Raw genomic sequence first — 22,825 nt, 5'->3', positions numbered from 1 at the left:
CAAGAAATTCGGATCAAAACGCGTGCATTTCAAATGCTGCATTTTGATGATGTGGTTAATGAAGCCAGTGGCCAGACAGCCTTCCTTTACTGCGGCCGCCATCATACCCCAGCCGTACTGGCCGCGACAACGGTTAACTGAACCCGTGTTCGGTGAATACGGTAACAATATCAATGGGTATCGAGGAAACGATGGATGGCACGAAGAACGGCCTCGGTTTTTTCAGCGTGAACCCAGTGACCGGCCCCTGCGACTACGTGTGCTTTAGCGGCGGGAAACTGGCGTAGTAGCGCATCACGGTAGCGATCATCCAGGTACGGGGAATTCCCACCACGGATAAACAGAATCGGGCCATGCCATGCTGGCAGTTCCTGCCAGCCAACAATATTTTCATATTGATCCCACAAGGCTGGTACGTTAAAACGCCACTCTCCTTGCTGGAATGATTTCAGTAAAAACTGAATGACACCTTCTTCCGGCAAATAATCACGCATCAGTACGGCGGCGGCGGCGCGCTGAGTGATACCTGCGGCGCTGACGGCTTTCACTGCGGAAAATACCTGGTCATGGCGGCGTAATTGATAGTCTACGGGGGCAATATCAATAACTACAATGCGGTCTATGCGATCGGGCATTAATGCGCTCAGTGCCATCGCGATCTTTCCTCCCATGGAATGACCAATCATAATGACCTGTTTTAGTTGTAAATCATCGAGGAGTGCCAAGACATCCTCTGCCATGACGGTGTAATTCATTTCAGGTGAACGTGGTGAAAGACCGTGGTTCCGCACATCAATCTGCAATATGTCATGTTGGTTTTGCAGATCGCGCGCCAATACGCCAAGATTATCAAGATTGCCAAACAGGCCATGGATAAAAACAATAGGTAAATTGTTCTGTGGCTGATGAGCGTTTTGCCAACGATAATTCAATTTCATAGTGAAGTTCATTTAGAGAGACAGATGCTTAGGGTATCATGACTTTATTGCGTTATCTTGCCGTGGACTAAACAGGTGCTTACCTTCATGGTGGCAGAGATGATGAGGTATTGTCTTACTTTTGTGTAGACTGTCGCTCGTCGCTATTTGAGGGTGAATCATAATCTGTATAATCTAAATAATTCAAGTTGCAGGAAGGCGGCAAGCGAAGGAATCCCGATGAGCTACTCAAGTGAGTGATTCGGGTGAATGAGCACGGTCAACGCACATGCAGCTTGAAGTATGGCGAGTATATAATCCATGACGATTGATTTTAAGTCATAAAACAGTATTGGATAAAGATGAAAACTATTGACGTTGACGAAGAGCTTTATTGTTATATCGCCAGCCACACTCAGCATATTGGCGAGAGTGCTTCTGATATCTTGCGGCGTATGCTGAAGTTCAACGCCGGGCAGCCAGCAGTCGCAACGGGAACACCGGTAGTAGCTGAAAAAGCTCAGCCCCTGGCTCCAGCTTCACTGAGTACGCGTGATCGGGTAAGAACTCTGCGTGAGCTATTATTGTCTGATGAATATGCGGATCAACGTAAGGCGGTTAATCGTTTTATGTTGATTCTGTCCACACTGTATCATTTGTCGCCTAAAGAATTTGCCGTGGCAACAGAGTCTCTTCTTGGTCGCACTCGGGTCTATTTCGCTGGGGATGAGCAAACGCTGCTTCAGAATGGCACACATACCAAGCCAAAGCATATCCAGGGTACGCCCTACTGGGTTATTACTAATACGAATACCGATCGTAAACGCAGCATGATTGAAAGCATTATGCTGGCAATGCAGCTCCCGCCAGAGCTGATAGAGAAAGTTTGCGGAACCCTTTAAATCATAGCGTCAGGAAGAAACGCCAATGGCTAATCACCCGAGAGCCGGACAACACACCCGGCAAAGCGATTTGATTAACGTCGCACAGCTAACGTCACAGTATTATGTTCTGTGTCCCGATGTGAGTGAACCGGCTCATGCGGTCAAGTTCGGGACCTCTGGTCATCGTGGTAGCGCAGCGCGTCACAGTTTCAATGAAGCGCATATTCTGGCGATTGCTCAGGCGATTGCTGAGGAGAGAAGCAGACAGGGGATCATCGGCCCTTGTTATGTCGGAAAGGACACGCATGCGTTGTCCGAACCTGCATTTATTTCTGTGCTGGAAGTACTGACTGCCAACGGTGTGGACGTGATAATCCAACAGGATAATGGCTTTACACCGACGCCAGCGATCTCTCACGCCATTCTGACGCATAATTGCCAGACGAAAGCTCAGGCGGACGGTATCGTTATTACCCCTTCACATAACCCGCCTGAAGATGGTGGCATTAAATACAACCCGCCTAATGGCGGTCCAGCTGATACGAATCTTACCCGCGTTATTGAGACGCGGGCCAATGCACTGTTGGCAGATAATCTGCGTGGTGTGAAACGCCTGACGCTGGCTAAAGCCCAACAGAGCGGATACCTGCATGAGCAGGATTTGGTGCAGCCGTATGTGGAAGGGTTGACCGATATCGTGGATATGACCGCGATTCAGCGCGCTGACCTGAAATTAGGGGTCGATCCATTGGGTGGTTCTGGCATCGTGTATTGGCAACGAATTGCTGAGCATTACAAATTGAATCTAACGTTGGTCAATGATGCTATCGATCAGACGTTCCGCTTCATGACGTTGGACCACGATGGGGTGATCCGTATGGATTGCTCGTCCGTCTGTGCGATGTCTGGCCTGCTGGCGCTGCGTGATAAGTTCGACCTGGCGTTCGCCAACGATCCGGATTATGACCGCCACGGCATTGTGACGCCAGCCGGATTGATGAATCCCAACCATTATCTGGCGGTGGCTATCAACTATTTGTTTCAGCACCGTCCACAGTGGGATGCGTCTGTTGCCGTGGGCAAAACGTTGGTGTCCAGCGCAATGATTGATCGTGTAGTGGCTGACCTCGGACGTAAGCTGGTGGAAGTCCCGGTAGGATTTAAATGGTTTGTGGATGGTCTGTTTGATGGCAGTTTAGGCTTTGGTGGTGAAGAGAGTGCCGGAGCATCATTTCTGCGTTTTGACGGCACACCTTGGTCGACGGATAAAGACGGCATTATCATGTGTTTGCTGGCGGCGGAAATCACCGCTGTTACCGGGGAAAACCCGCAGCAGCACTATGATGAACTGGCTAAACGGTTTGGTGCGCCGAGCTACAATCGTATACAGGCGCCTGCCACTTCCGCTCAGAAAGCGGCGTTGTCCCGATTGTCGCCGGATCAGGTGTCTGCCAGTATGTTGGCCGGTGATCCCATTACTGCTCGTCTGACGAAGGCGTCGGGTAATGGCGCGTCGATTGGTGGCCTGAAAGTGATGACTGATAATGGTTGGTTCGCGGCACGTCCTTCAGGTACTGAGGATGCTTACAAGATCTATTGCGAAAGCTTTCTTGGCGTTGAACATCGCGAGAAAATCGAGAAAGAAGCGGTCGAAATTGTCAGCGCGGTGTTGAATAACACGAAATAAGACCGCTACCGATATTGATTACAGGCGCTGAATACAGCGCCTTTTTTCATCCTAAAGCAACGAGTAGCGCTCCTGCCGATATCAACGCTACACCGGCTCCCGCCAACAGCGAGATTTTTTCTCCCAGCAACAATACAGCCAGAATAACGGCAAACACGACGCTGAGTTTATCGATAGGCGCAACCTGTGCCACGCTACCGGTCTTCAGCGCCATAAAGTAGAACAGCCAGGACATGGCACCTGCAATACCACTGAGCAGAATGAATAGCAGTGCGCTATGATTGGCCAAAATGGTGCCGACCAGTGCCAGTTTTCCCTGCATTACCACCACACCCGCCAGAAATAACGCCATCACCACCGCACGGATTGCTGTCGCGGTATTGGCATCCAACTGTTGTAGTCCGATTTTCCCAAACACCGCTACCAGCGCAGCGCACAATGCGGACAATAATGCATAGATTAGCCAGCTACTCATCGATATCTTCTCATTGAGAAAATGCTGATGCTACACCTGCTAATTGCTCAGCTCCAGTGTGTCAGGGGATAAAGCGATAGCCGATGGCGGTTTCGGTAAGGAAATGGCGTGGACGAGCCGGATCGTTTTCCAGCTTTTGACGTAAATGTCCCATATAGATACGTAGATAGTGACTATGTTCTATCGCATTGGGTCCCCAAACCTGATTTAACAGATACCGCTGCGTCAGCACCTTGCCGGGATTAGCAATCAGGGTCGACAGCAAGCGGAATTCTAGTGGGGTGAGATGCAGTTCCAGGCCATCACGCAATACCTGGCGGTTAATCAAATCTACCGTCACTGCATCGAAGTTTATCAGTGGCGTTTCCTGTAAAGGGGCGTTGAAGCGCCGCAATGCCACGCGAACACGGGCCATCAGTTCACCAATGCCAAACGGTTTGGTGAGGTAATCATTGGCACCCTCATCCAGCGCTGCGATTTTATCCTGTTCATCAGTGCGGGCCGATAGCACAATTACCGGAATAGTGCTCCACTGTCGCAGGTCGCGGATGTAATCAATACCATCGCCGTCGGGTAACCCCAGATCCAGAATAATCAGGTCCGGCTTGCGGGTTGCCGCTTCAATCAGACCCCGTTGCAGTGTTTCTGCATCGAATACGCGACAGCCTTCACTTTCCAGCGCGTTACGGACAAAGCGCCGGATCTCTTTTTCGTCTTCTACGATAAGGATGTTGGTCTGCAATAGCGTCATGGCTCCATATATTCAGGTTCTATCTCTGGTGGTGTCGCGAGTGGCAGAGTGAAATGGAAAACGGCACCACCGTTTTCTGCATTGGTAACCCAGATACTGCCACCGTGAATATCGATAATTGCACGGCAGATAGCCAACCCCAGCCCTACGCCGGGAATGGATGATTCTTTATGGCCGCGGGCGAATTTATCGAAAATTATCTTTTCCAGACCGTTGGCAATACCTGGGCCGTTATCCGCCACGGTAACTTCCAAACTCTCTTCGACAGCAGATGACTTGTTGATTTTAGCGGAAATAGTGATGGTAGCCCGCTCCCCTGCATATTTGATGGCGTTTTCCAGCAGGTTGATCAACACCCGCTCAATCAGGCTGGCATCACAATACACTAGCACCATCTCAGGCGGTAGATTGACCCGAACAGTATTGTTGACCAATAAGTTTTCCAATTGCCGCAGTGCGCTGCCGGTTAATTCTTCCAGCGTTTGCCACTCTTTACGCAGGTTAAATCCGTCGGACTGGATGCGGGCCATATCCAGCAGATTATTCACCAACTGGGTCGTGTTCAGTATGTACTGGCGGATCTGGCTGGCCTGTGGGGCATACTGCGAGCCTTCTGATGCCAAATTGAGCGTCAGAATCTCTGCTTGTCCGAACAGTACGGTTAGCGGTGTACGTAGATCGTGTGACAGTGCGGCCAGCAGAGAATTGCGTAGTTGTTCCCGTTCAGCGTTCAGCCGGGCATCCTCAGCATTTTTAATCAGTTGCAAACGCTCCAGTGCATTGGCGATCAATACGGTAAAGGTTTCCAGCAGGCGTTGTTGCTCAGGGATCATCAATTGACGGACACTGTTGGGTTCAATGGCGATGACGCCAAAAATTTGCTGGGGCGTGGACAGCGGCTGAATCTGATAAGGGACGCCGGGCAGGGTGGTGGTTCCGGCGCCTGCTGGCGCGTGATGATCGAAACTCCAGCGGGCAATGGCCTGATCGACAACCAACTGATCTGGCTCTTCAACCGCGGCCTGCTGTAATTCTGCGGTCGGCGAAGATGCCTGGTCAGCCAGCAGGATGGCAATTTTTGCCTGAAAGGTGGAACGCAGGAAATGGTGGCTGGCTTTGGCTATATCATTCACTGACAGGCTACAGTTGAGCGCTTTTGACATCTCATACAGATGCCGGACGCGCTGTTCACGGTAGCGGGCCACTCGTGCCTGATAACGGACTCCGGCGGTGAGACTTCCCACCAGAATGCCCACGCTCAGCATCACCCCGAAGGTAACCAGATATTGTGCGTCGGCCACGACAAATGTGCCTTTGGGAACAATGAAAAACAGATCGAAACTGGCGACGTTGATGATGGCGGCAAATACTGAGGGCCAGCGGCCGTAAAACAGTGCAACCACGACTACGCCGAGCAGATAAACCATCACCAGGTTAACCGGTTTCAGCATGGAGAAGGGAGACCATAACGCCAGCAGCGTGATCAGGGAGCAGAGTATCACCGCTATGGCGCAGCCATATAACTGGATGCGCCATTTTTCTGCTATCCCTCGATTGTCCGGCGTTTTGGCGGGAAGCAGCGTGGTTTCATCCTGCACAGAAACCACCACCAAATCGAGATCAGGCCCCAGTTTCCCCAGTTTTTCGGCAAAGCGGGTACGCCGCCACCATCCCAGCTTTTGCTCAGGGTGACGACCAATAACGATTTTACCCAGATTGTGTTCGCGGGCATAGCGCAGCACGGCGCGTTCTACGGATGGATCGGCGAGAGTGGCGGTCTCCGCTCCCAGATCTTGCGCCAGTTTAAGGGCTCTCAGAATGGCCCGGCGCTGTGCTTCTGGCAGTCGGTGCAGACGCGGCGTTTCCACATAGACCGCGTGCCAGAGGCTACCGAGGCGTGCTGCCAAACGGGCAGCGGTACGAACCAGCTTTTCATTACCAGCACCCTGGCCGATGCACAACAGTATGGCGTCGCGGGTATGCCAGACATGTTCCCATCCCTGACTGGCGCGCATGGCGCGCATTTGGTCGTCGACCCGGTCAGCCAGACGGCGTAGCGCCAGTTCACGCAGTGCAATCAGATTACCCTTGCGGAAAAAGTTTTCGATGGCTCGTTCCGCCTGTACCGGCAGATAGACCTTGCCTTCGTTCAGGCGTTGGCGCAAATCGTCCGGCGGTAGATCCACCATCACTACTTCATTGGCATCATCGAAAATCGGGTCAGGTACGGTTTCCCGTACTCGGATACCGGTAATACCGCCGACGATATCATTCAGACTTTCCAGATGCTGGACGTTAACGGTAGTCAGCACGTCAATCCCGGCATCAAGCAGTTCCTGCACGTCCTGCCAGCGTTTGGGGTGCCGGGAGCCGCGGATATTACTGTGTGCCAGCTCATCAATGAGGATCATCGCCGGGTAGCGAGCCAGCGCGGCATCCAGGTCAAATTCATCGTGATGCCGACCGTGATGGTTGAATTTCTTCATCGGCAGTCGAGGAAGACCGTTGAGCAGTGCTGCTGTTTCATCGCGTCCGTGGGTTTCCACTACGCCAACCACAATATCCAGTCCCTGAGCCTTCAACCGATGCGCTTCCTGTAGCATAGCGTAGGTTTTCCCTACGCCGGCACTGGCCCCAAAGAAGATTTTGAGCTTGCCGCGGGGATGCTCATCAATCTGCGTTAGCAGACTGTCCGGGTCGGGGCGACGTGGTTCCTCGTTGGTCATGATTTTTCCTTATCAAGGAAGTGGTTTTAATTGATCCAACGCCATGTTTAACAGTAATACATTAACGACCGGCCCTCCGGCAAATGCAGGTTGAGGATTTTGAATGGTGCGGTTTATCAACTGTTCAACCTGCTCCCGCGATATACCGCGTACCTGCGCAATGTGTCCGGCCTGATAGTAAGCCGCCTGTGGTGAAATGTTAGGGTCCAGACCGCTGGCGGAACTCGTTACCAAATCGACTGGCACCGGTTCGGTATTACCGATGCGTTTATGCCATCCGTCAACACTCTGGCTGATGGCCTTGTCCAGCGCCGGATTGTTACCCGCCAGGTTGCTGCCGCCAGAAGCCAGCGTATTATAGGCGCTGTCGGCGGTTGCGGATGGGCGGCCCAGAAAATAGCCGTCACGGCTAAATGGCTGTCCTATTAGTGCTGAACCCACGGCTTTGTCCTGCCGGTAGATCAATGAACCGTTGGCCTGGGATGGGAATAACCATTGTCCCAGCCCGGTGACCAGTAACGGGTATGCCAGCCCGGTAATTAAAGCTAACAACAGCAGTAATAGAATCGAAGAACGTACATAACGCATAACTTTCTCCTTAGCTTATGCTATACCCAGCCCGGTCAGCAGGATGTCAATCAGTTTGATGCCAAGGAAGGGTACCAGCAGCCCGCCCAGACCATAGATCCACAGGTTACGACTTAGCAGCGCTGCCGCACTCATTGGTTTATAGCTGATGCCTTTCAGCGCTAGCGGGATCAGAAACACGATGATTAGCGCGTTAAAGATCACCGCCGACAGCATGGCGGAGGCCGGTGAGTGCAATCGCATCACATTCAGCGTATTCAATTGTGGATAGGTTGCGGCAAACGCGGCCGGAATAATGGCGAAATACTTGGCAACATCGTTGGCGATGCTGAATGTAGTCAGTGATCCACGGGTCATCAGCATCTGTTTACCGATGTGTACCACTTCGATCAGCTTGGTGGGGTTGGAGTCCAAATCCACCATGTTCCCGGCTTCTTTCGCTGCTCGTGTACCAGAGTTCATGGCGACAGCCACGTCGGCCTGTGCCAGCGCCGGAGCGTCGTTAGTACCGTCACCGGTCATGGCGACCATGCGGCCTTCTGCCTGATATTGGCGAATCAACATCAGTTTGGTTTCCGGCGTCGCTTCTGATAAAAAATCGTCCACACCCGCTTCAGCAGCAATCGCCGCGGCAGTCAGTGGGTTGTCTCCGGTGATCATCACCGTTTTAATGCCCATATTGCGTAGCTCGGCGAAACGTTCCTTGATGCCGCCTTTGACGATATCTTTTAGCGCTATCACGCCGAGTACGCGTTTGCCTTCGGAGACCACCAGTGGTGTTCCGCCCTGACGCGCTACGCCGGCCACTATCTCTTCTACTTCCGTCGGGAAATGTCCCTGGTTGGCGTCGATGTAACGGCGTAGCGCATCCACTGCGCCTTTACGGATGGTTCGTCCCTGAACATTGACACCACTCATACGTGTTTGCGCAGAGAAGGGCACAAAGGTGGCATCCAATTCCTGCAATGGTCGTTCACGCAGGTTAAAGCGCTGTTTGGCCAGAATCACGATGCTGCGGCCTTCCGGTGTCTCATCTGCCAGAGATGCCAGTTGGGCTGCATCTGCCAGTGCCTGCTCGCTGATCCCGGGCGCGGGTAGGAATGCGGAAGCCTGACGATTCCCCAATGTGATGGTGCCGGTTTTATCCAGCAGCAGGACGTCAATATCCCCGGCGGCTTCCACCGCTCGTCCACTGGTGGCAATGACGTTGGCGCTCAGCATCCGGCTCATCCCGGCCACTCCGATAGCGGACAGCAGCCCGCCGATGGTGGTGGGAATCAGACACACCAGCAGCGCCACCAGGATAGTGATGCTGACTGCCGTGCCGCTGTTATTGGCCGCCACGCTGAACAGTGAGAAAGGGTACAGCGTAGCGGTGACCAGCAGGAAGATAATGGTTAGTTCCACCAGTAAAATCGTCAGAGCGATTTCGTTCGGCGTTTTACGGCGCTGGGCCCCCTCTACCATGGCAATCATGCGGTCAATAAAGGTTTCCCCCGGATTAACGCTGCATTGAATCACCAGCCAATCGGACAATACGTGGGTGCCGCCAGTGACAGAGGCGAAATCACCACCGGACTCGCGGATAACCGGCGCGGACTCACCGGTAATCGCGCTTTCATCTACAGAAGCGCCGCCTTCCAGCACCTCGCCGTCACAGGGGATCATCTCTCCGGCGACAACTAACACCACATCGCCTTTGCGCAGGCTTTCCGCCGTCACTCGCTGGGCATCGGCATCGTGGTGCGGTGCTGTCAGTTTGTTGGCCCAACTGGTTTTTTTTACTCCCCGCAGTGTTTCGGCTTGCGCTTTACTACGGCCTTCCGCCAGCGCTTCGGCAAAGTTGGCGAACAGTACGGTAATCCACAACCACAAGGAAACCGTACCGGTGAAGAAGGCATCACCCGTCGTCTCCCGGGCGATAATCGCCAGCCAGATACCGGTTGTTAACAGGCTACCCAGATACACTACGAACATCACCGGATTGCGCCACTGTACCCGGGGATCAAGTTTTTTCACTGCATCTAACAGGGCGTTACCCATCAGAGTGGAATTAAAAAGTGCTTGCTGTTTACGAATCATCATAGATCTCCGGCTCAGTGAACCAGATTAAATGTCAAATGTTCGGCCACCGGGCCTAACGCCAAAGCGGGGATGAAGGTCAGTGCACCAATAAGTAGCACGATGGCAATCAGCATGCCGATGAACAGAGGACCACTGGTTGACAACGAACCTTTGGTTTCTGGTTGGCGCTTTTTGACGACCATCGAACCGGCAATTGCCATGACCGGTATCATTACCGAGAAGCGACCAATCAACATGACAATCGCCAGCAAGACGTTATAAAACGGAGTGTTGACGCTCAGACCGGCAAACGCGCTACCATTGTTATTCGCCGCCGAAGTGAAGGCATACAGCACTTCGCTGAAGCCATGTGCTCCCGGATTGAGGATCCCGCGGCGTCCGGCGTCGGTGCTGAGAGCAAGCGCCGTACCCAGCAGCACCAGTGCAGGGGTGATCAGAATGACCAGTGCGGTCATTTTCATCTCATAGGCGGCAATCTTTTTACCCAGATATTCCGGTGTGCGGCCAATCATTAGCCCGGCGATGAAGACGGTGATCAGCACGAAAATCAGTATACCGTATAACCCGGAACCTACACCGCCAAATACGACTTCACCCATCTGCATTAGCCACATGGGTATCATGCCACCCAATGCGGTGAATGAGTCATGCATGGCGTTAACGGCCCCACAGGACGTCGCGGTGGTGATAGCGGCAAAGAACGCCGAGGAAAGAATGCCGAAGCGAGTTTCCTTACCTTCCATGTTTTGGCTACTGTCGGCACCTAGTGCCAGCAAATGCGGATTACCGCTGACTTCCGCGTACATTACTGCCGTGGTAGCCACGACCAGGATGAGCAACATGGCCCACAGCAGAGTGTGACCTTGCCGGGGATTGTTCACTGCGCGGCCGAACGCAAAACACAATGCAGTGGGAATCAGCAGGATAGACAACATCTGTACCATATTGCTCAACGCGGTAGGGTTTTCAAACGGGTGCGACGAGTTGGCACCAAAGAAACCACCGCCATTGGTACCCAATAACTTGATGGCTTCCTGCGACGCTACCGGGCCCATCGGCAGAATTTGCGAAGCGCCTTCCAGCGTCGTCAGGTGTTGGTAAGGCAGCAGATTCTGAATTACGCCCTGACTGATAAAGAACAGGCTTAACAGTAGCGAGAGTGGCAACAGTACATATAGCGTGATACGTAACAGATCTAACCAGGCGTTACCTAATGCGGTTGTTGAATGGCGCGCGAAAGCACGAATCAGCACGAACGCTACCGCGATACCGCTGGCGGCGGAGAGGAAGTTTTGTACCGTCAGCCCCAACATCTGACTGAAGTAACTTAGGGTGTTCTCCCCGCTGTAAGCCTGCCAGTTGGTGTTGGTCATAAAACTTACGGCGGTATTCAACGCCAGATGCCATGACAGCCCTGGCATATTTTGCGGGTTTAACGGTAAGTGATCCTGAAACATCAGCAGGAAAAACAGCAACAATCCGCCAGTCAGATTAAACACCAGTATGGCTAACGTATATTGCTGCCAGCACATTTCATCCGTGTTAAAACCGAAGCCACGTGCCACTGTCAGTTCGAACCGCTGTAGTACCGTACCGGTTTCCCCTTCGATCAGACGAGCCAAAAATTGTCCCAGGGGTTGAGCCAGCAGTATTACTGCCACCAGTAGACTGGCAATCAGTAAAAAAGCATCCGAGGCCATCAGAAATCCTCCGCCTTCAGTAAGGCATAAAACAGATAGATCAACAGTAGCACAACCAGAATGCTGCCTATGATGGTTCCGAAATTCACAATACACCCCCAACGGTGCTGTCAGAGCGAGAGAACGTCAGGTTACTCGGATGGAAAAAAAGAAAGTACAAATTTGACAAGGACCAGTGTAAAAAAAGTATAAAAATGCCGGGCTGCGAAATGAGCATTTGCGGAGGGAGGAACTCGTGAAGTGTAATGTTATTCACGACTATGCAACAAAATCGTGGCTGAATAATCAAGTAATAAATTGTGCATTTTTTGATCTATAAAGTGATAAGATTTTATCCGCATGGTAGCGTTTTGATCGACATTACCAATGTAGACATTCATTGCCAGTCGGGGGTTTATCGTTCCTGACTGCCTTACATCGAGGATTGTCATGTCTCTTTATACTGCTTATTCCTGGCATCGAATTTTTCTGCGCCGCATAACGGTGATTGTAATTGGTGCGCTGATGTTTCCGGCGCTGCTTTTCTGGCGAGATCGCGCCCGCTTTTATAGCTATTTACATTGCGTCTGGCTGAAAACCAGTGACAAACCGGTATGGCTGGCACAGTCAGAGAGTGTTATTAACGATCTTTATTGATAACTGTACCGTTATTTTTCAGCCCTCGCTGGGACACCACACTGTTCATATAAACGAGGGTTTTGTTTGCCCTTTTCCTGCCAGTCAGTCTCATTATTTATTACGTTATTTTCTGTCCCTTCTTCACAGCAACGGACATAAATCCGCTATGCTATTGAGATAGCTCTATCTTTTAGCGAGGTTGCCATAATGACACTTGATCAGATTCCCGTTGGTATTAGTGCTTGTCTGCTTGGAAATCCGGTACGTTTTGATGGTGGCCACAAGCGTTTTCCTTTCGCGGTAGAGCAGTTGACTCCTTATTTTGGTTTTGAATCGGTGTGTCCGGAAATGGCGATAGGGTTGCCAGTGCCTCGTCCGGCGCTGCGGCTGGTAAAGGATGGCCAGGGCATGGTCACTATGTGCGCCAGTAATGGTGCGCCGCTGGATGTCACCGAAAAAATGCAGCTGTTTGCAACGGAGTCCACACAGAAGCTTATGCATTTATGTGGTTACATCGTCTGTGCCAAATCCCCCAGTTGCGGTATGGAGCGGGTGAAGGTTTATGACGAATCCCAGAAGAATGCACGTAAAAGTGGCGTAGGGTTGTTCACTCAGCAACTTATGACGTTAATGCCGTGGTTACCGGTTGAAGAGGATGGACGTCTGCATGATCCGGTGCTGCGTGAAAATTTTATTGAGCGGGTTTTCACGTTGTATGAATTGAATCGACTATGGCAACAGGGGTTAAGTCGTGGTGCGTTGATGAATTTTCATAGCCGTTACAAACTGCTGCTGCTGGCGCACTCTCAACCGGGGTACCGAGAGTTGGGGCGTTTTGTGGCCGCGATGGAACAGTGGGATTCGCTGGTAGATTTTGCTGCGGAATACCGTTTACGGCTGATGAAGCTGTTATCGCATCCGGCCAGTCGGCGTAACCATACCAACGTGCTGATGCATGTGCAGGGCTATTTCCGTCGCCAACTGACAACACTGCAACGACAGGAGTTGACTCATCTTATTGAACGGTATCGTCAGGGTATGCAGCCGCTATTGGCGCCCATCACGTTGTTACGCCACTACCTGTCTGAGTACCCAGATGCTTATTTGTCCCAGCAGCGTTATTTTGACCCTTACCCGGAAGCGTTGCGTTTACGTTATGGTCATTAGTTTTCAGTGAAAAGGATGGTTCATGACCACACATCTGGTCTGGCTTCGTAACGATTTACGCCTTACCGATAATCTGGCATTACATGCGGCTTGTCAGGATCCGACGGTCAACGTGATAGCCCTGTTTATTGCCACTCCGGCGCAGTGGGCCCGGCATGATATGTCGCCGCGTCAGGCCGCGTTTTTGCTGGAAAATCTGCATGTGTTGCAACGGTCTTTGCATGACATCGGTATTGAACTGCACTATCACCAATGTGCTGATTTTACTGATAGTGTCCGCTGGCTGACGGAATATTGTCGACAACAGCGAGTTACCCATCTGTTCTATAACTGTCAGTATGAATTGAACGAGCGTCAGCGAGATCTTTCGCTGGAACAGGAATTGGCCGGACAGGTAATTTGCCAGGGGTTTGACGACAGTGTATTGCTACCGCCGGGTAGTGTTATGACTGGAGATGGTGAGATGTATAAGGTATTTACACCATTTCGTGAGGCGTTCATCAAACGATTGCTACATAGCAATATCCATTGTGTTCCCGCCCCGGTGCCACGCACAACGGCAACCACGCTTCCATTACAGCCGTTGACACCATTCAGTTATCCCCTGCAAACAATAAATGACGCATATCCAGCGGGGGAAAAGCCAGCATTACAGCGGTTACGTAATTTCTGCCACGAACAGATTCAGTTTTATCACCAACAACGTGATTTCCCGGCACAAGCAGCTACCAGTAAGCTTTCTCCTTATCTCGCACTGGGCGTGTTGTCGCCACGGCAATGCATTAACCGTATGCGGATAGAACAGCCCGACTGGTTACAGCAACGTGAGGGGGGAGCATTTGTCTGGTTCAATGAACTGATTTGGCGGGAGTTTTATCGCCACGTGTTGGTATTCAATCCATCCGTGTGTAAACGGCAACCCTATATCGATTGGACCCAACGGATTGCCTGGCGCCAGGATCCTCATGGGTTAGCTGCCTGGCAGCGGGGGGATACCGGGTATCCTATTGTGGACGCCGGCATGCGACAACTCAATCAGACGGGTTGGATGCATAACCGTTTGCGTATGATTTGCGCCAGTTTTCTGGTGAAGGATTTATTGATCGATTGGCGGGAAGGTGAACATTATTTCATGATGCAACTGCTGGATGGCGATCTGGCCGCTAACAATGGTGGCTGGCAGTGGGCGGCCTCGACAGGAATGGATGCCGCGCCTTATTTTCGTATTTTTAACCCAACTGTTCAGGGTGAACGTTTTGATCCTGAAGGAACATTTATTCGACACTGGGTACCAGAATTGGCGCTAGTACCAGGAAAGTCGATTCATCAACCTCACCGCTGGGCGGAAAGTCAGCATCGTCAGTTGAACTATCCTCAGCCTATAGTTGATCACAAACAGGCCCGCTTGCGGGCGTTGGCCGCTTTTAAGGCGGCAAAAGATGTCAACGCTAACGGTGGCAAATAACAAAGGAGGCGTGTTTATGCGTAATACCGAACTGGAAACACTGATTAACCAGTTACTGAATGTCACGGCGTTTCAGGACTACGGCCCGAACGGGCTACAGGTCGAAGGGCGGCCTGAGGTCAAACGTATTATTACGGGTGTCACTGCCTGTCAGGCATTGCTGAATGTCGCAGTGGAGAGGAACGCAGATGCCGTACTGGTACATCATGGCTATTTCTGGAAAAACGAGCCCGTCTCTGTTCGCGGCATAAAACGCCAGCGTCTGAAAACATTGTTAGCCAATGATATCAACCTGTACGGCTACCATTTGCCACTGGATGCCCATCCTGAATTGGGGAATAACGCTAAGCTGGCAGCGATGTTGGATATTGACGTACAAGGCGATATCGAGATGTATCTGCCATATGGTGAACTGCGTCAGCCACAGAGTGGTGAAGATCTATGCCAAAAGCTGGAAGTCCTGCTTGGCCGAACGGTGCTGCACTGTAGCGATAATGCGCCAGCGGTAATTAAACGTATTGCCTGGTGCACCGGTGGTGGCCAGGGTTTTATTGACCAAGCGGCCGATTTTGGCGTCGATGCCTTCATCACCGGCGAAGTTTCTGAAAAAACCATTCATACCGCACGTGAGATGGGAATTCATTTCTATGCCGCGGGTCATCATGCCACGGAGCGAGCCGGTATTCGTTCGTTGGGAGAGTGGTTGGGTCAGCACCACGGCTTTGACGTGACCTTTATTGATATACCTAACCCGGCGTAAGAACCGTTCAGTCATGATATGAGGCTGGGGCCACTGGCGGCCGGCCATTCGTCAATAGTGGAGGAAGGATGCAACGGGCACGCTGTTATCTGTTGGGGGAGAAGGCTGTAGTGCTGGAACTGGAACCCCCGGTACTACTGGAAAGCCAGCAGCGTATCTGGGGATTGGCTGAACGTCTGAGTTATCACGAGGATGTGAGAGAAGTCATTCCCGGTATGAATAATATTACGGTTGTACTGGAACACCCTCAGCAAGTGGCGCTGGATGCTATTGAATGGTTGCAGCATTGGTGGGAAGCGAGTGAATTATTGGAGATGGAGTCACGGGATATTGCTATTCCGGTTGTCTATGGCGGTGATAGTGGCCCCGATTTGTCGTTGGTGGCCGAGCATTGTGGAATGAGTGTAAAACAGGTGGTGGCATGTCATTCCGCAGGCCGCTATATCGTCTATTTTCTTGGCTTTCAGCCTGGTTTTGCTTATCTGGGCGGACTGGATGAACAGCTTTATACTCCACGCCGGGCCGAGCCGCGGTTGTACGTGCCAGCGGGTTCTGTTGGTATTGGCGGTCATCAAACCGGTATTTATCCTCTGTCGACACCGGGTGGCTGGCAGCTTATCGGTCATACCCCTTTATCTTTATTCAATCCGACAGACAATCCCCCTACCTTGTTAAGACCAGGGGATCGGGTACGTTTTGTTCCCCAGCCGGAGGGAATATGCTGAATATTATCCGGGCCGGTTTATATACCTCGGTACAGGATACCGGCCGTTTCGGTTTGCGGCGGTCAGGTGTCAGTCAGTGTGGTGCGTTGGATATTCCTGCATTGAAAATTGCCAATCTGCTGGTTGGTAACGATAGTGATGCCGCCGCGCTGGAGATTACGCTGGGGCAGTTGGTGGTTTCGTTTACGTCAAATTGCTGGATTGCGCTGACCGGCGCTGATTGCCATGCAGATCTGGATGGAAAGCCGTTGTGGACGGGATGGCGCTTTGCAGTTGAACCCGGTCAGGTATTGCGCTTGCGAGCACCACGACATGGTATGCGCAGCTATCTGGGGGTTTCTGGCGGTATTCAGGTACCCGAAATACTGGGATCATCCAGTACTGATCTAAAAGCCGGATTCGGCGGCCTGGATGGACGTTTGCTGGCAGACGGTGACCAGCTTCAGCTAGGTAAACCCAGCGTGTTGCCTAAAAAACAGGTTGGTGTGAAGCAATTACTGTTCAGTAATCGTATACGGGCACTGCCGGGGCCGGAATATCAGGAGTTTAGTGAGGACGCACGTAATACTTTCTGGCGTGCTGACTGGCATCTTAGTCCGCAAAGTAATCGTATGGGATACCGTTTACAGGGACCGTCGCTTAAGCGCCATATATCGCGTGAAATGTTATCTCATGGCGTGTTGCCAGGCGTGGTGCAAATACCGCACAACGGCAGACCTATTGTATTGATGGCCGATGCACAAACCACCGGGGGATATCCGCGCATTGCCTGTGTAATCGAAGCCGATCTTTACAATTTGGCACAAATTCGCCTCGGTGAGCCGGTACACTTTATTCACTGCTCGCTTGAGGATGCTCAGCGAACGTTGCAGGAGCAACAGCGTTATCTGGAACAATTGGCTTGGAGGCTACATGATAATTGATTTAAATGCCGACCTGGGAGAAGGTGGCCAATATGATGAGGAATTATTACAGTTGGTCAGTTCTGCCAACATCGCCTGTGGATTTCATGCCGGAGATGCGCTGAGCATGCGCCAGTCAGTTCTCTGGGCAATAAAATATGGCGTAGCCATCGGTGCTCACCCCAGTTTTCCAGACCGGCAAAACTTTGGTCGTACTGCCATGCAGTTACCGCCGGAAACGGTTTATGCGCAGGTGGTTTATCAACTGGGGGCATTATCCGCGATCATTAAAGCAGAAGGGGCGCGGATGTTCCATGTAAAGCCTCATGGTATGCTTTATAACCAGGCAGCCAGGGAGCCAGCGTTAGCTGATGCTATTGCACAAGCGGTCAAGGCTGTTGATCCTGGCTTGTGTCTGGTTGGTCTGGCGGGTAGTGAGATGATACGGGCTGGAAAACGAGCTGGACTTAAAACCCGCCATGAGGTTTTCGCCGATCGGGGTTATCAGCTTGATGGAACATTGGTGCCGCGTGGACAGCCTTCAGCATTGATTAACAGTGACGAACTGGCATTGGCGCAGACACTGGAGATGATTCAGCGTCAGCGGGTGCGGGCCAGTGACGGAAGCTGGGTCACGGTTCAGGCCGATACGGTTTGTCTGCATGGCGATGGTGATCATGCGTTGATTTTTGCACGGAAACTACGGCAAAGTTTTACCCAATACGGTATTCGGGTCAGTGCGCAGTAGGTCTGAATTGGCGAGATGGAAAGGCGTTGCGATTGCGACGAACGCATGGGTGCCCGCTCAATAAGCACCACAATGGTTATGTTCTTGAGAAAATATTGCCATCGTCTGGTACTTGCTACAGTTGTTACTTGTTGTATTAAAAATAGTTAAGGGCCGAATTATCCGGCCCTTATGACGCGAGGTAATACAAACGGGATTAGCGTTTGCTTATCGATGAATCGAAGTCGCGCTGCTCATAACCGGTATACAACTGGCGCGGACGGGCGATTTTCAGGCCGTCGCCGTGCATTTCACTCCAGTGTGCAATCCAGCCAACGGTGCGGGCAATAGCGAAAATAACAGTAAACATGGTGGAAGGAATTCCCATGGCTTTCAGAATGATGCCAGAGTAGAAGTCCACATTCGGATACAATTTACGCTCAATAAAGTACGGATCGTTGAGCGCAATATTTTCCAGTTCCATTGCCACTTCAAGCAGATCGTCTTTCGTACCCAGTTCTTTCAGCACTTCATGACAGGTTTGGCGCATTACGGTGGCACGGGGGTCATAGTTTTTATATACACGATGACCAAATCCCATCAAACGGAAAGAGTCATTCTTGTCTTTCGCACGTTTAATGAATTCCGGAATGTGTTTAACAGAACTGATTTCCTCCAGCATGCGCAAACAGGCTTCATTGGCGCCACCGTGTGCCGGTCCCCACAATGAAGCAATACCTGCGGCAATACAGGCAAAGGGATTTGCGCCAGACGAACCCGCGGTACGTACCGTAGAAGTAGACGCATTTTGTTCATGGTCAGCGTGCAGGATCAAGATTCGATCCATCGCACGCTCCAGTACCGGGTTCACCTTGTATTCTTCACACGGAGTAGAAAACATCATGTGCAGGAAGTTACCGGCATAGGAGAGATCGTTTTTCGGATAAACAAAAGGCTGGCCGATAGAGTATTTGTAACACATGGCCGCCACGGTCGGCATTTTTGACAGCAAACGGTATGCTGCAATTTCACGATGGCGTTCGTTACCGATATCCAGTGAATCATGATAGAAAGCAGCCAGAGCGCCAGTTACCCCACACAGCACGGCCATTGGGTGGGAGTCACGACGAAAACCATGGAACAGACGGGTGATCTGTTCGTGAATCATGGTGTGGCGGGTAACGGTGGTCTTGAAAGTATCATACTGCTCTTGAGTCGGTGCTTCGCCAAACAGCAGAATATAGCAGACTTCCAGATAGGTCGATTTTTCAGCTAGCTGAGAGATAGGAAAGCCACGGTGTAACAAAATTCCCTGGTCGCCATCGATATAGGTAATCTTGGATTCGCACGATGCGGTAGAAGTAAAGCCAGGGTCGAAGGTGTAATAGCCTTTAGAACCGAGGGTACGAACATCAATTTCGTCATTACCGAGCGTACCTGTCAAGACATCAAGCTCAATCTGCTCTTGATCTATGATAAGCGTCGCTTTTTTATCAGCCATTATAGTCTCCTTAGCGCTTTGATTTTAAATATTTTCCACCGTAGAAACATCGTCATGCCTGACTCTGTAGAGGGATGCGCAGCACCGATAGGGCACAGAGCCGAAACTATGTGCGTCAGGCAGGTTTCATTCAGGATGAACAAGTTGTTCTCCCTGCGTGGATATTAACCATGTTCTGAATTCATTGTAGTCATTAACGATGCACTATGATTTTCCCGGGGACGTTATTTGCCCACTGTTACATAACTTGTGCAGATGGGAAAGGGCCACTGTTGACCTTTAGCACAGCATAAGAAATCCAGTCACTAGTTGTAATTTAAATGTTGATCTTTTGTCAAATCAGATAATTGATTTTATATAAATTGTGAAAATCGTGATCTAAATCACTGTTCAAGGGAAATGTGTCCAAACCGTTTGTGTGGTAATTGTAATGAGAATGTGAAGTGCCTATACTGCCGCCAGGTCTCCGGAATACCCTGCAGTAGGAGCACCCAGTATGATAGGTCTGCGCGGTTTGAACATTCGACATTGATATGTAAGAGCGGCGTGAGCAAAGGAATATGAAACTGATTCCACCTTTTATGCTGTCTGACCCCCCACAACAGGTCCGGAGGAAGAAAATAATAAAAGCTGTGTGGGCGAATCTGTGAAAAAACAACGACCTGTCAACCTGGATCTGCAAACGATCCGATTTCCTATTACTGCGATCGCATCAATTCTTCACCGTGCCTCCGGCGTTATTACTTTTGTCGCCGTCGGTATTTTACTGTGGTTGCTGGGCATTTCCCTCTCTTCTCCGGAAGGTTTCATGCAGGCTGCTGCCATCATGGACAGCTTCATCGTGAAATTTATCCTCTGGGGCATCTTGACTGCATTGGCTTACCATATTGTTGGTGGTCTGCGTCATCTGCTGATGGATTTTGGATATATCGAAGAAGATCTCGTCTCAGGAACTCGCTCTGCAAATCTTTCCTTCATTATTACTGTCGTGCTTTCATTTTTGGCTGGAGTCCTCGTATGGTAAGTAATGCCTCTGCATTGGGACGTAATGGCATACACGATTGGTTATTACTTCGCGCTTCTGCCATTGTCATCGTGCTGTATGTGCTTTATATCGTTGGCTTCATTGTCAGCGCTAATGACATAACTTATGAAGTCTGGCATGGTTTTTTCGCCATGCATCTCACTAAAGTTTTCACCCTGTTAACACTGTTCTCGATTCTGGTTCATGCCTGGATTGGAATGTGGCAGGTATTGACCGACTACATTAAACCGCTGGCCGTCCGACTAACTTTGCAGTTAGCGATCGTGGTTGTGCTGATGGTGTATGTCATTTATGGAACTGTTGTAGTGTGGGGTGCGTAATGAATCTGCCAGTCAGAGAGTTTGATGCTGTTGTTATCGGTGCGGGCGGCGCAGGTATGCGCGCTGCATTGCAAATTTCCCAGATGGGCCTTTCCTGCGCCCTGCTATCCAAAGTGTTCCCGACCCGTTCCCACACCGTTTCCGCCCAAGGGGGGATTACCGTTGCGCTTGGTAATACCCATGAAGATAACTGGGAATGGCATATGTATGACACGGTGAAAGGCTCCGATTATATCGGTGACCAGGATGCTATTGAATACATGTGTAAAACTGGTCCGGAAGCGGTTCTGGAACTGGAGCACATGGGGTTGCCTTTTTCCCGTCTGGATGATGGCAGTATTTATCAACGACCGTTTGGTGGTCAGTCCAGAAATTTTGGTGGTGAGCAGGCGGCGCGTACTGCGGCGGCGGCGGACCGAACCGGTCATGCTTTGTTGCATACCCTTTATCAGCAGAACCTGAAGAATCACACGACGATATTTTCTGAATGGTATGCACTGGATCTGGTGAAAAATCAGGATGGTGCGGTGATGGGATGTACCGCCATTTGTATCGAAACCGGTGAAGTCGTATATTTCAAGGCTCGTGCCACCGTGCTGGCAACCGGCGGTGCCGGACGCATTTATCAATCCACGACGAACGCCCACATTAATACCGGTGACGGTGTTGGTATGGCATTGCGTGCCGGTGTGCCGGTTCAGGATATGGAAATGTGGCAGTTCCATCCAACAGGTATTGCCGGTGCTGGTGTGCTGGTTACTGAAGGTTGTCGTGGTGAAGGTGGCTATTTGCTCAATAAGCACGGCGAACGCTTCATGGAACGTTACGCGCCGAATGCCAAAGATCTGGCGGGTCGTGATGTTGTTGCCCGTTCAATCATGATCGAAATCCGTGAAGGTCGTGGTTGTGATGGCCCATGGGGTCCTCATGCCAAATTGAAACTAGACCATCTCGGTAAAGATGTTTTGGAATCCCGTCTGCCAGGTATCCTGGAGCTTTCCCGTACTTTCGCCCATGTTGATCCAGTTAAAGAGCCTATTCCGGTTATTCCAACCTGTCACTATATGATGGGGGGGATCCCGACCAAGGTGACCGGCCAGGTACTGGCCGTGAATAAACAAGGTGAGGATGTGGTTATCCCCGGTTTGTTCGCTGTTGGTGAAATTGCCTGCGTATCTGTACATGGGGCTAATCGTCTGGGCGGTAATTCACTGCTGGACCTGATCGTGTTTGGACGCTCAGCCGGTATGCATCTGCAGGAATCACTGGAAGAACAGGGTACAACCCGTGATGCCAGCAATTCTGATATCGAGGCTTCTCTTGATCGCCTTAATCGCTGGAACAGTACCCGTTCCGGTGAAGATCCGGTGGAAATTCGTAAAGCACTGCAGGCTTGTATGCAACACAACTTCTCGGTATTTCGTGAAGGTGATGCCATGGCAAAAGGTTTGGAAGAGCTTAAGGTGATTCGTGAGCGTCTGAAGAATGCTCGTCTGGATGATACTTCCAGCGATTTCAATACACAGCGCATTGAATGTCTGGAGTTGGATAACCTGATGGAAACCGCTTATGCCACCGCTGTTTCGGCGAATTTCCGCACTGAGAGCCGTGGTGCGCATAGTCGTTTCGACTATCCTGATCGTGATGATGATAAGTGGTTGTGTCATACGCTCTATCAACCGCAAACCGAAAGCATGACGCGCCGTAAGGTGAACATGCAACCTAAATTGCGCCCGGCTTTTCCGCCGAAAGTGCGTACTTATTAATTGCGGAGATTAAGCG

At 51.1% G+C, this 22,825-nt stretch carries 21 protein-coding genes; 12 read left to right on the top strand and 9 right to left on the bottom strand.

All coding sequences use genetic code 11. From position 1 onward, the window contains the following. Nucleotides 1-170: 170 nt before the first annotated feature. The gene (gene ybfF / locus RS889_RS16210) at nt 171-938 is read right to left on the bottom strand and encodes an esterase (protein WP_037380760.1); all 768 of its coding nucleotides are present in this window, start codon (nt 936-938) and stop codon (nt 171-173) included. Between the two features lie 341 nt (nt 939-1,279). Here ybfF and seqA point away from each other — a divergent pair, with 341 nt between their 5' ends. Further along, the gene (gene seqA / locus RS889_RS16205; RefSeq protein ID WP_315708021.1) at nt 1,280-1,819 is read left to right on the top strand and encodes a replication initiation negative regulator SeqA; all 540 of its coding nucleotides are present in this window, start codon (nt 1,280-1,282) and stop codon (nt 1,817-1,819) included. Nucleotides 1,820-1,844: 25 nt separating this feature from the next. After that, nucleotides 1,845-3,488 carry a phosphoglucomutase (alpha-D-glucose-1,6-bisphosphate-dependent) gene (pgm, locus tag RS889_RS16200; protein ID WP_315708020.1) on the top strand — a complete coding sequence of 548 codons (1,644 nt, stop codon included), beginning with the start codon at nt 1,845-1,847 and terminating at the stop codon, nt 3,486-3,488. Nucleotides 3,489-3,534: 46 nt separating this feature from the next. Here pgm and RS889_RS16195 read toward each other — a convergent pair whose 3' ends face one another. The 7 genes from RS889_RS16195 to kdpF all read right to left on the bottom strand — a co-directional run bounded on the left by RS889_RS16195 (nt 3,535) and on the right by kdpF (nt 11,866). Then, the gene (locus RS889_RS16195; RefSeq protein WP_315708019.1) at nt 3,535-3,963 is read right to left on the bottom strand and encodes an EamA family transporter; all 429 of its coding nucleotides are present in this window, start codon (nt 3,961-3,963) and stop codon (nt 3,535-3,537) included. Nucleotides 3,964-4,024: 61 nt separating this feature from the next. Further along, on the bottom strand, nt 4,025-4,714 hold the full coding sequence (gene kdpE, locus RS889_RS16190) for a two-component system response regulator KdpE (protein WP_315708018.1): 690 nt from the start codon (nt 4,712-4,714) through the stop codon (nt 4,025-4,027). Beyond that, entirely contained in the window at nt 4,711-7,440 is a 2,730-nt protein-coding gene (gene kdpD / locus RS889_RS16185; RefSeq protein WP_315708017.1) for a two-component system sensor histidine kinase KdpD, read from the bottom strand. Before kdpD ends, kdpE begins: the two co-directional genes overlap by 4 nt. 12 nt (nt 7,441-7,452) lie before the next feature. Further along, complete coding sequence (kdpC, locus tag RS889_RS16180; RefSeq protein ID WP_315708016.1) at nt 7,453-8,028, bottom strand: potassium-transporting ATPase subunit KdpC; 576 nt, start codon at nt 8,026-8,028, stop codon at nt 7,453-7,455. 15 nt (nt 8,029-8,043) lie between these two features. Further along, nucleotides 8,044-10,110, bottom strand: a complete 2,067-nt coding sequence (gene kdpB / locus RS889_RS16175; RefSeq protein WP_021015123.1) for a potassium-transporting ATPase subunit KdpB — start codon at nt 10,108-10,110, stop codon at nt 8,044-8,046. A 14-nt stretch (nt 10,111-10,124) separates the two neighbouring features. Beyond that, a complete protein-coding gene (gene kdpA / locus RS889_RS16170) occupies nt 10,125-11,813 on the bottom strand; it encodes a potassium-transporting ATPase subunit KdpA (RefSeq protein WP_315708015.1) in 1,689 nt (562 codons plus the stop codon). Continuing rightward, the gene (kdpF, locus tag RS889_RS23850; protein ID WP_425475158.1) at nt 11,813-11,866 is read right to left on the bottom strand and encodes a K(+)-transporting ATPase subunit F; all 54 of its coding nucleotides are present in this window, start codon (nt 11,864-11,866) and stop codon (nt 11,813-11,815) included. The genes kdpA and kdpF overlap by 1 nt, the downstream gene beginning before the upstream one ends. Nucleotides 11,867-12,242: 376 nt before the next feature. Between kdpF and RS889_RS16165 the strand changes: the two genes are divergently transcribed. The 7 genes from RS889_RS16165 to pxpA all read left to right on the top strand — a co-directional run bounded on the left by RS889_RS16165 (nt 12,243) and on the right by pxpA (nt 18,198). Next, entirely contained in the window at nt 12,243-12,449 is a 207-nt protein-coding gene (locus tag RS889_RS16165; RefSeq protein ID WP_021015125.1) for a YbfA family protein, read from the top strand. 189 nt (nt 12,450-12,638) lie between these two features. After that, on the top strand, nt 12,639-13,598 hold the full coding sequence (locus RS889_RS16160) for a YbgA family protein (RefSeq protein ID WP_315708014.1): 960 nt from the start codon (nt 12,639-12,641) through the stop codon (nt 13,596-13,598). Nucleotides 13,599-13,620: 22 nt separating this feature from the next. Next, nucleotides 13,621-15,063 carry a deoxyribodipyrimidine photo-lyase gene (gene phrB, locus RS889_RS16155; RefSeq protein WP_315708013.1) on the top strand — a complete coding sequence of 481 codons (1,443 nt, stop codon included), beginning with the start codon at nt 13,621-13,623 and terminating at the stop codon, nt 15,061-15,063. Between the two features lie 16 nt (nt 15,064-15,079). Continuing rightward, entirely contained in the window at nt 15,080-15,823 is a 744-nt protein-coding gene (locus tag RS889_RS16150; protein ID WP_315711082.1) for a type 2 GTP cyclohydrolase I, read from the top strand. Between the two features lie 68 nt (nt 15,824-15,891). Further along, a complete protein-coding gene (pxpB, locus tag RS889_RS16145; RefSeq protein ID WP_315708012.1) occupies nt 15,892-16,548 on the top strand; it encodes a 5-oxoprolinase subunit PxpB in 657 nt (218 codons plus the stop codon). Beyond that, the gene (gene pxpC, locus RS889_RS16140; protein ID WP_315708011.1) at nt 16,542-17,471 is read left to right on the top strand and encodes a 5-oxoprolinase subunit PxpC; all 930 of its coding nucleotides are present in this window, start codon (nt 16,542-16,544) and stop codon (nt 17,469-17,471) included. The genes pxpB and pxpC overlap by 7 nt, the downstream gene beginning before the upstream one ends. Further along, a complete protein-coding gene (pxpA, locus tag RS889_RS16135) occupies nt 17,461-18,198 on the top strand; it encodes a 5-oxoprolinase subunit PxpA (RefSeq protein ID WP_315708010.1) in 738 nt (245 codons plus the stop codon). Before pxpC ends, pxpA begins: the two co-directional genes overlap by 11 nt. A 196-nt stretch (nt 18,199-18,394) precedes the next feature. On the opposite strand, the gene RS889_RS16130 is transcribed toward pxpA, so the two are convergent. After that, the gene (locus tag RS889_RS16130) at nt 18,395-19,678 is read right to left on the bottom strand and encodes a citrate synthase (RefSeq protein WP_315708009.1); all 1,284 of its coding nucleotides are present in this window, start codon (nt 19,676-19,678) and stop codon (nt 18,395-18,397) included. A gap of 634 nt (nt 19,679-20,312) precedes the next feature. Here RS889_RS16130 and sdhC point away from each other — a divergent pair. From sdhC to sdhA, 3 genes are read left to right on the top strand one after another with little or no spacing between them, the layout of a single operon-like run. Then, entirely contained in the window at nt 20,313-20,702 is a 390-nt protein-coding gene (gene sdhC, locus RS889_RS16125) for a succinate dehydrogenase cytochrome b556 subunit (RefSeq protein ID WP_315708008.1), read from the top strand. Further along, on the top strand, nt 20,696-21,043 hold the full coding sequence (gene sdhD / locus RS889_RS16120) for a succinate dehydrogenase membrane anchor subunit (RefSeq protein WP_315708007.1): 348 nt from the start codon (nt 20,696-20,698) through the stop codon (nt 21,041-21,043). The genes sdhC and sdhD overlap by 7 nt, the downstream gene beginning before the upstream one ends. Beyond that, nucleotides 21,043-22,809 (top strand): succinate dehydrogenase flavoprotein subunit, encoded by a 1,767-nt coding sequence (sdhA, locus tag RS889_RS16115; protein WP_315708006.1) that lies wholly within the window; start codon nt 21,043-21,045, stop codon nt 22,807-22,809. Before sdhD ends, sdhA begins: the two co-directional genes overlap by 1 nt. Nucleotides 22,810-22,825 lie beyond the last annotated feature (16 nt).

The organism is Brenneria uluponensis (genome assembly GCF_032395385.1).
GTDB lineage: Bacteria > Pseudomonadota > Gammaproteobacteria > Enterobacterales > Enterobacteriaceae > Prodigiosinella > Prodigiosinella aquatilis.
Note: the sequence above shows the minus strand (reverse complement) of the source record. Positions and strands in the feature narration are given on the sequence as shown.

Excerpts from the sequence above, each read along its gene's own strand:
- phrB (WP_315708013.1), top strand. The coding sequence starts at position 13,621 with ATGACCACACATCTGGTCTGGCTTCGTAACGATTTACGCCTTACCGAT.
- kdpD (WP_315708017.1), bottom strand. The coding sequence starts at position 7,440 with ATGACCAACGAGGAACCACGTCGCCCCGACCCGGACAGTCTGCTAACG.
- pxpC (WP_315708011.1), top strand. The coding sequence starts at position 16,542 with ATGCTGAATATTATCCGGGCCGGTTTATATACCTCGGTACAGGATACC.
- RS889_RS16195 (WP_315708019.1), bottom strand. The coding sequence starts at position 3,963 with ATGAGTAGCTGGCTAATCTATGCATTATTGTCCGCATTGTGCGCTGCG.
- RS889_RS16165 (WP_021015125.1), top strand. The coding sequence starts at position 12,243 with ATGTCTCTTTATACTGCTTATTCCTGGCATCGAATTTTTCTGCGCCGC.
- ybfF (WP_037380760.1), bottom strand. The coding sequence starts at position 938 with ATGAAATTGAATTATCGTTGGCAAAACGCTCATCAGCCACAGAACAAT.
- pxpB (WP_315708012.1), top strand. The coding sequence starts at position 15,892 with ATGCAACGGGCACGCTGTTATCTGTTGGGGGAGAAGGCTGTAGTGCTG.
- kdpB (WP_021015123.1), bottom strand. The coding sequence starts at position 10,110 with ATGATTCGTAAACAGCAAGCACTTTTTAATTCCACTCTGATGGGTAAC.
- RS889_RS16150 (WP_315711082.1), top strand. The coding sequence starts at position 15,080 with ATGCGTAATACCGAACTGGAAACACTGATTAACCAGTTACTGAATGTC.
- kdpE (WP_315708018.1), bottom strand. The coding sequence starts at position 4,714 with ATGACGCTATTGCAGACCAACATCCTTATCGTAGAAGACGAAAAAGAG.
- kdpC (WP_315708016.1), bottom strand. The coding sequence starts at position 8,028 with ATGCGTTATGTACGTTCTTCGATTCTATTACTGCTGTTGTTAGCTTTA.
- RS889_RS16130 (WP_315708009.1), bottom strand. The coding sequence starts at position 19,678 with ATGGCTGATAAAAAAGCGACGCTTATCATAGATCAAGAGCAGATTGAG.
- RS889_RS16160 (WP_315708014.1), top strand. The coding sequence starts at position 12,639 with ATGACACTTGATCAGATTCCCGTTGGTATTAGTGCTTGTCTGCTTGGA.
- seqA (WP_315708021.1), top strand. The coding sequence starts at position 1,280 with ATGAAAACTATTGACGTTGACGAAGAGCTTTATTGTTATATCGCCAGC.
- pgm (WP_315708020.1), top strand. The coding sequence starts at position 1,845 with ATGGCTAATCACCCGAGAGCCGGACAACACACCCGGCAAAGCGATTTG.
- pxpA (WP_315708010.1), top strand. The coding sequence starts at position 17,461 with ATGATAATTGATTTAAATGCCGACCTGGGAGAAGGTGGCCAATATGAT.
- sdhA (WP_315708006.1), top strand. The coding sequence starts at position 21,043 with ATGAATCTGCCAGTCAGAGAGTTTGATGCTGTTGTTATCGGTGCGGGC.
- kdpA (WP_315708015.1), bottom strand. The coding sequence starts at position 11,813 with ATGGCCTCGGATGCTTTTTTACTGATTGCCAGTCTACTGGTGGCAGTA.
- sdhD (WP_315708007.1), top strand. The coding sequence starts at position 20,696 with ATGGTAAGTAATGCCTCTGCATTGGGACGTAATGGCATACACGATTGG.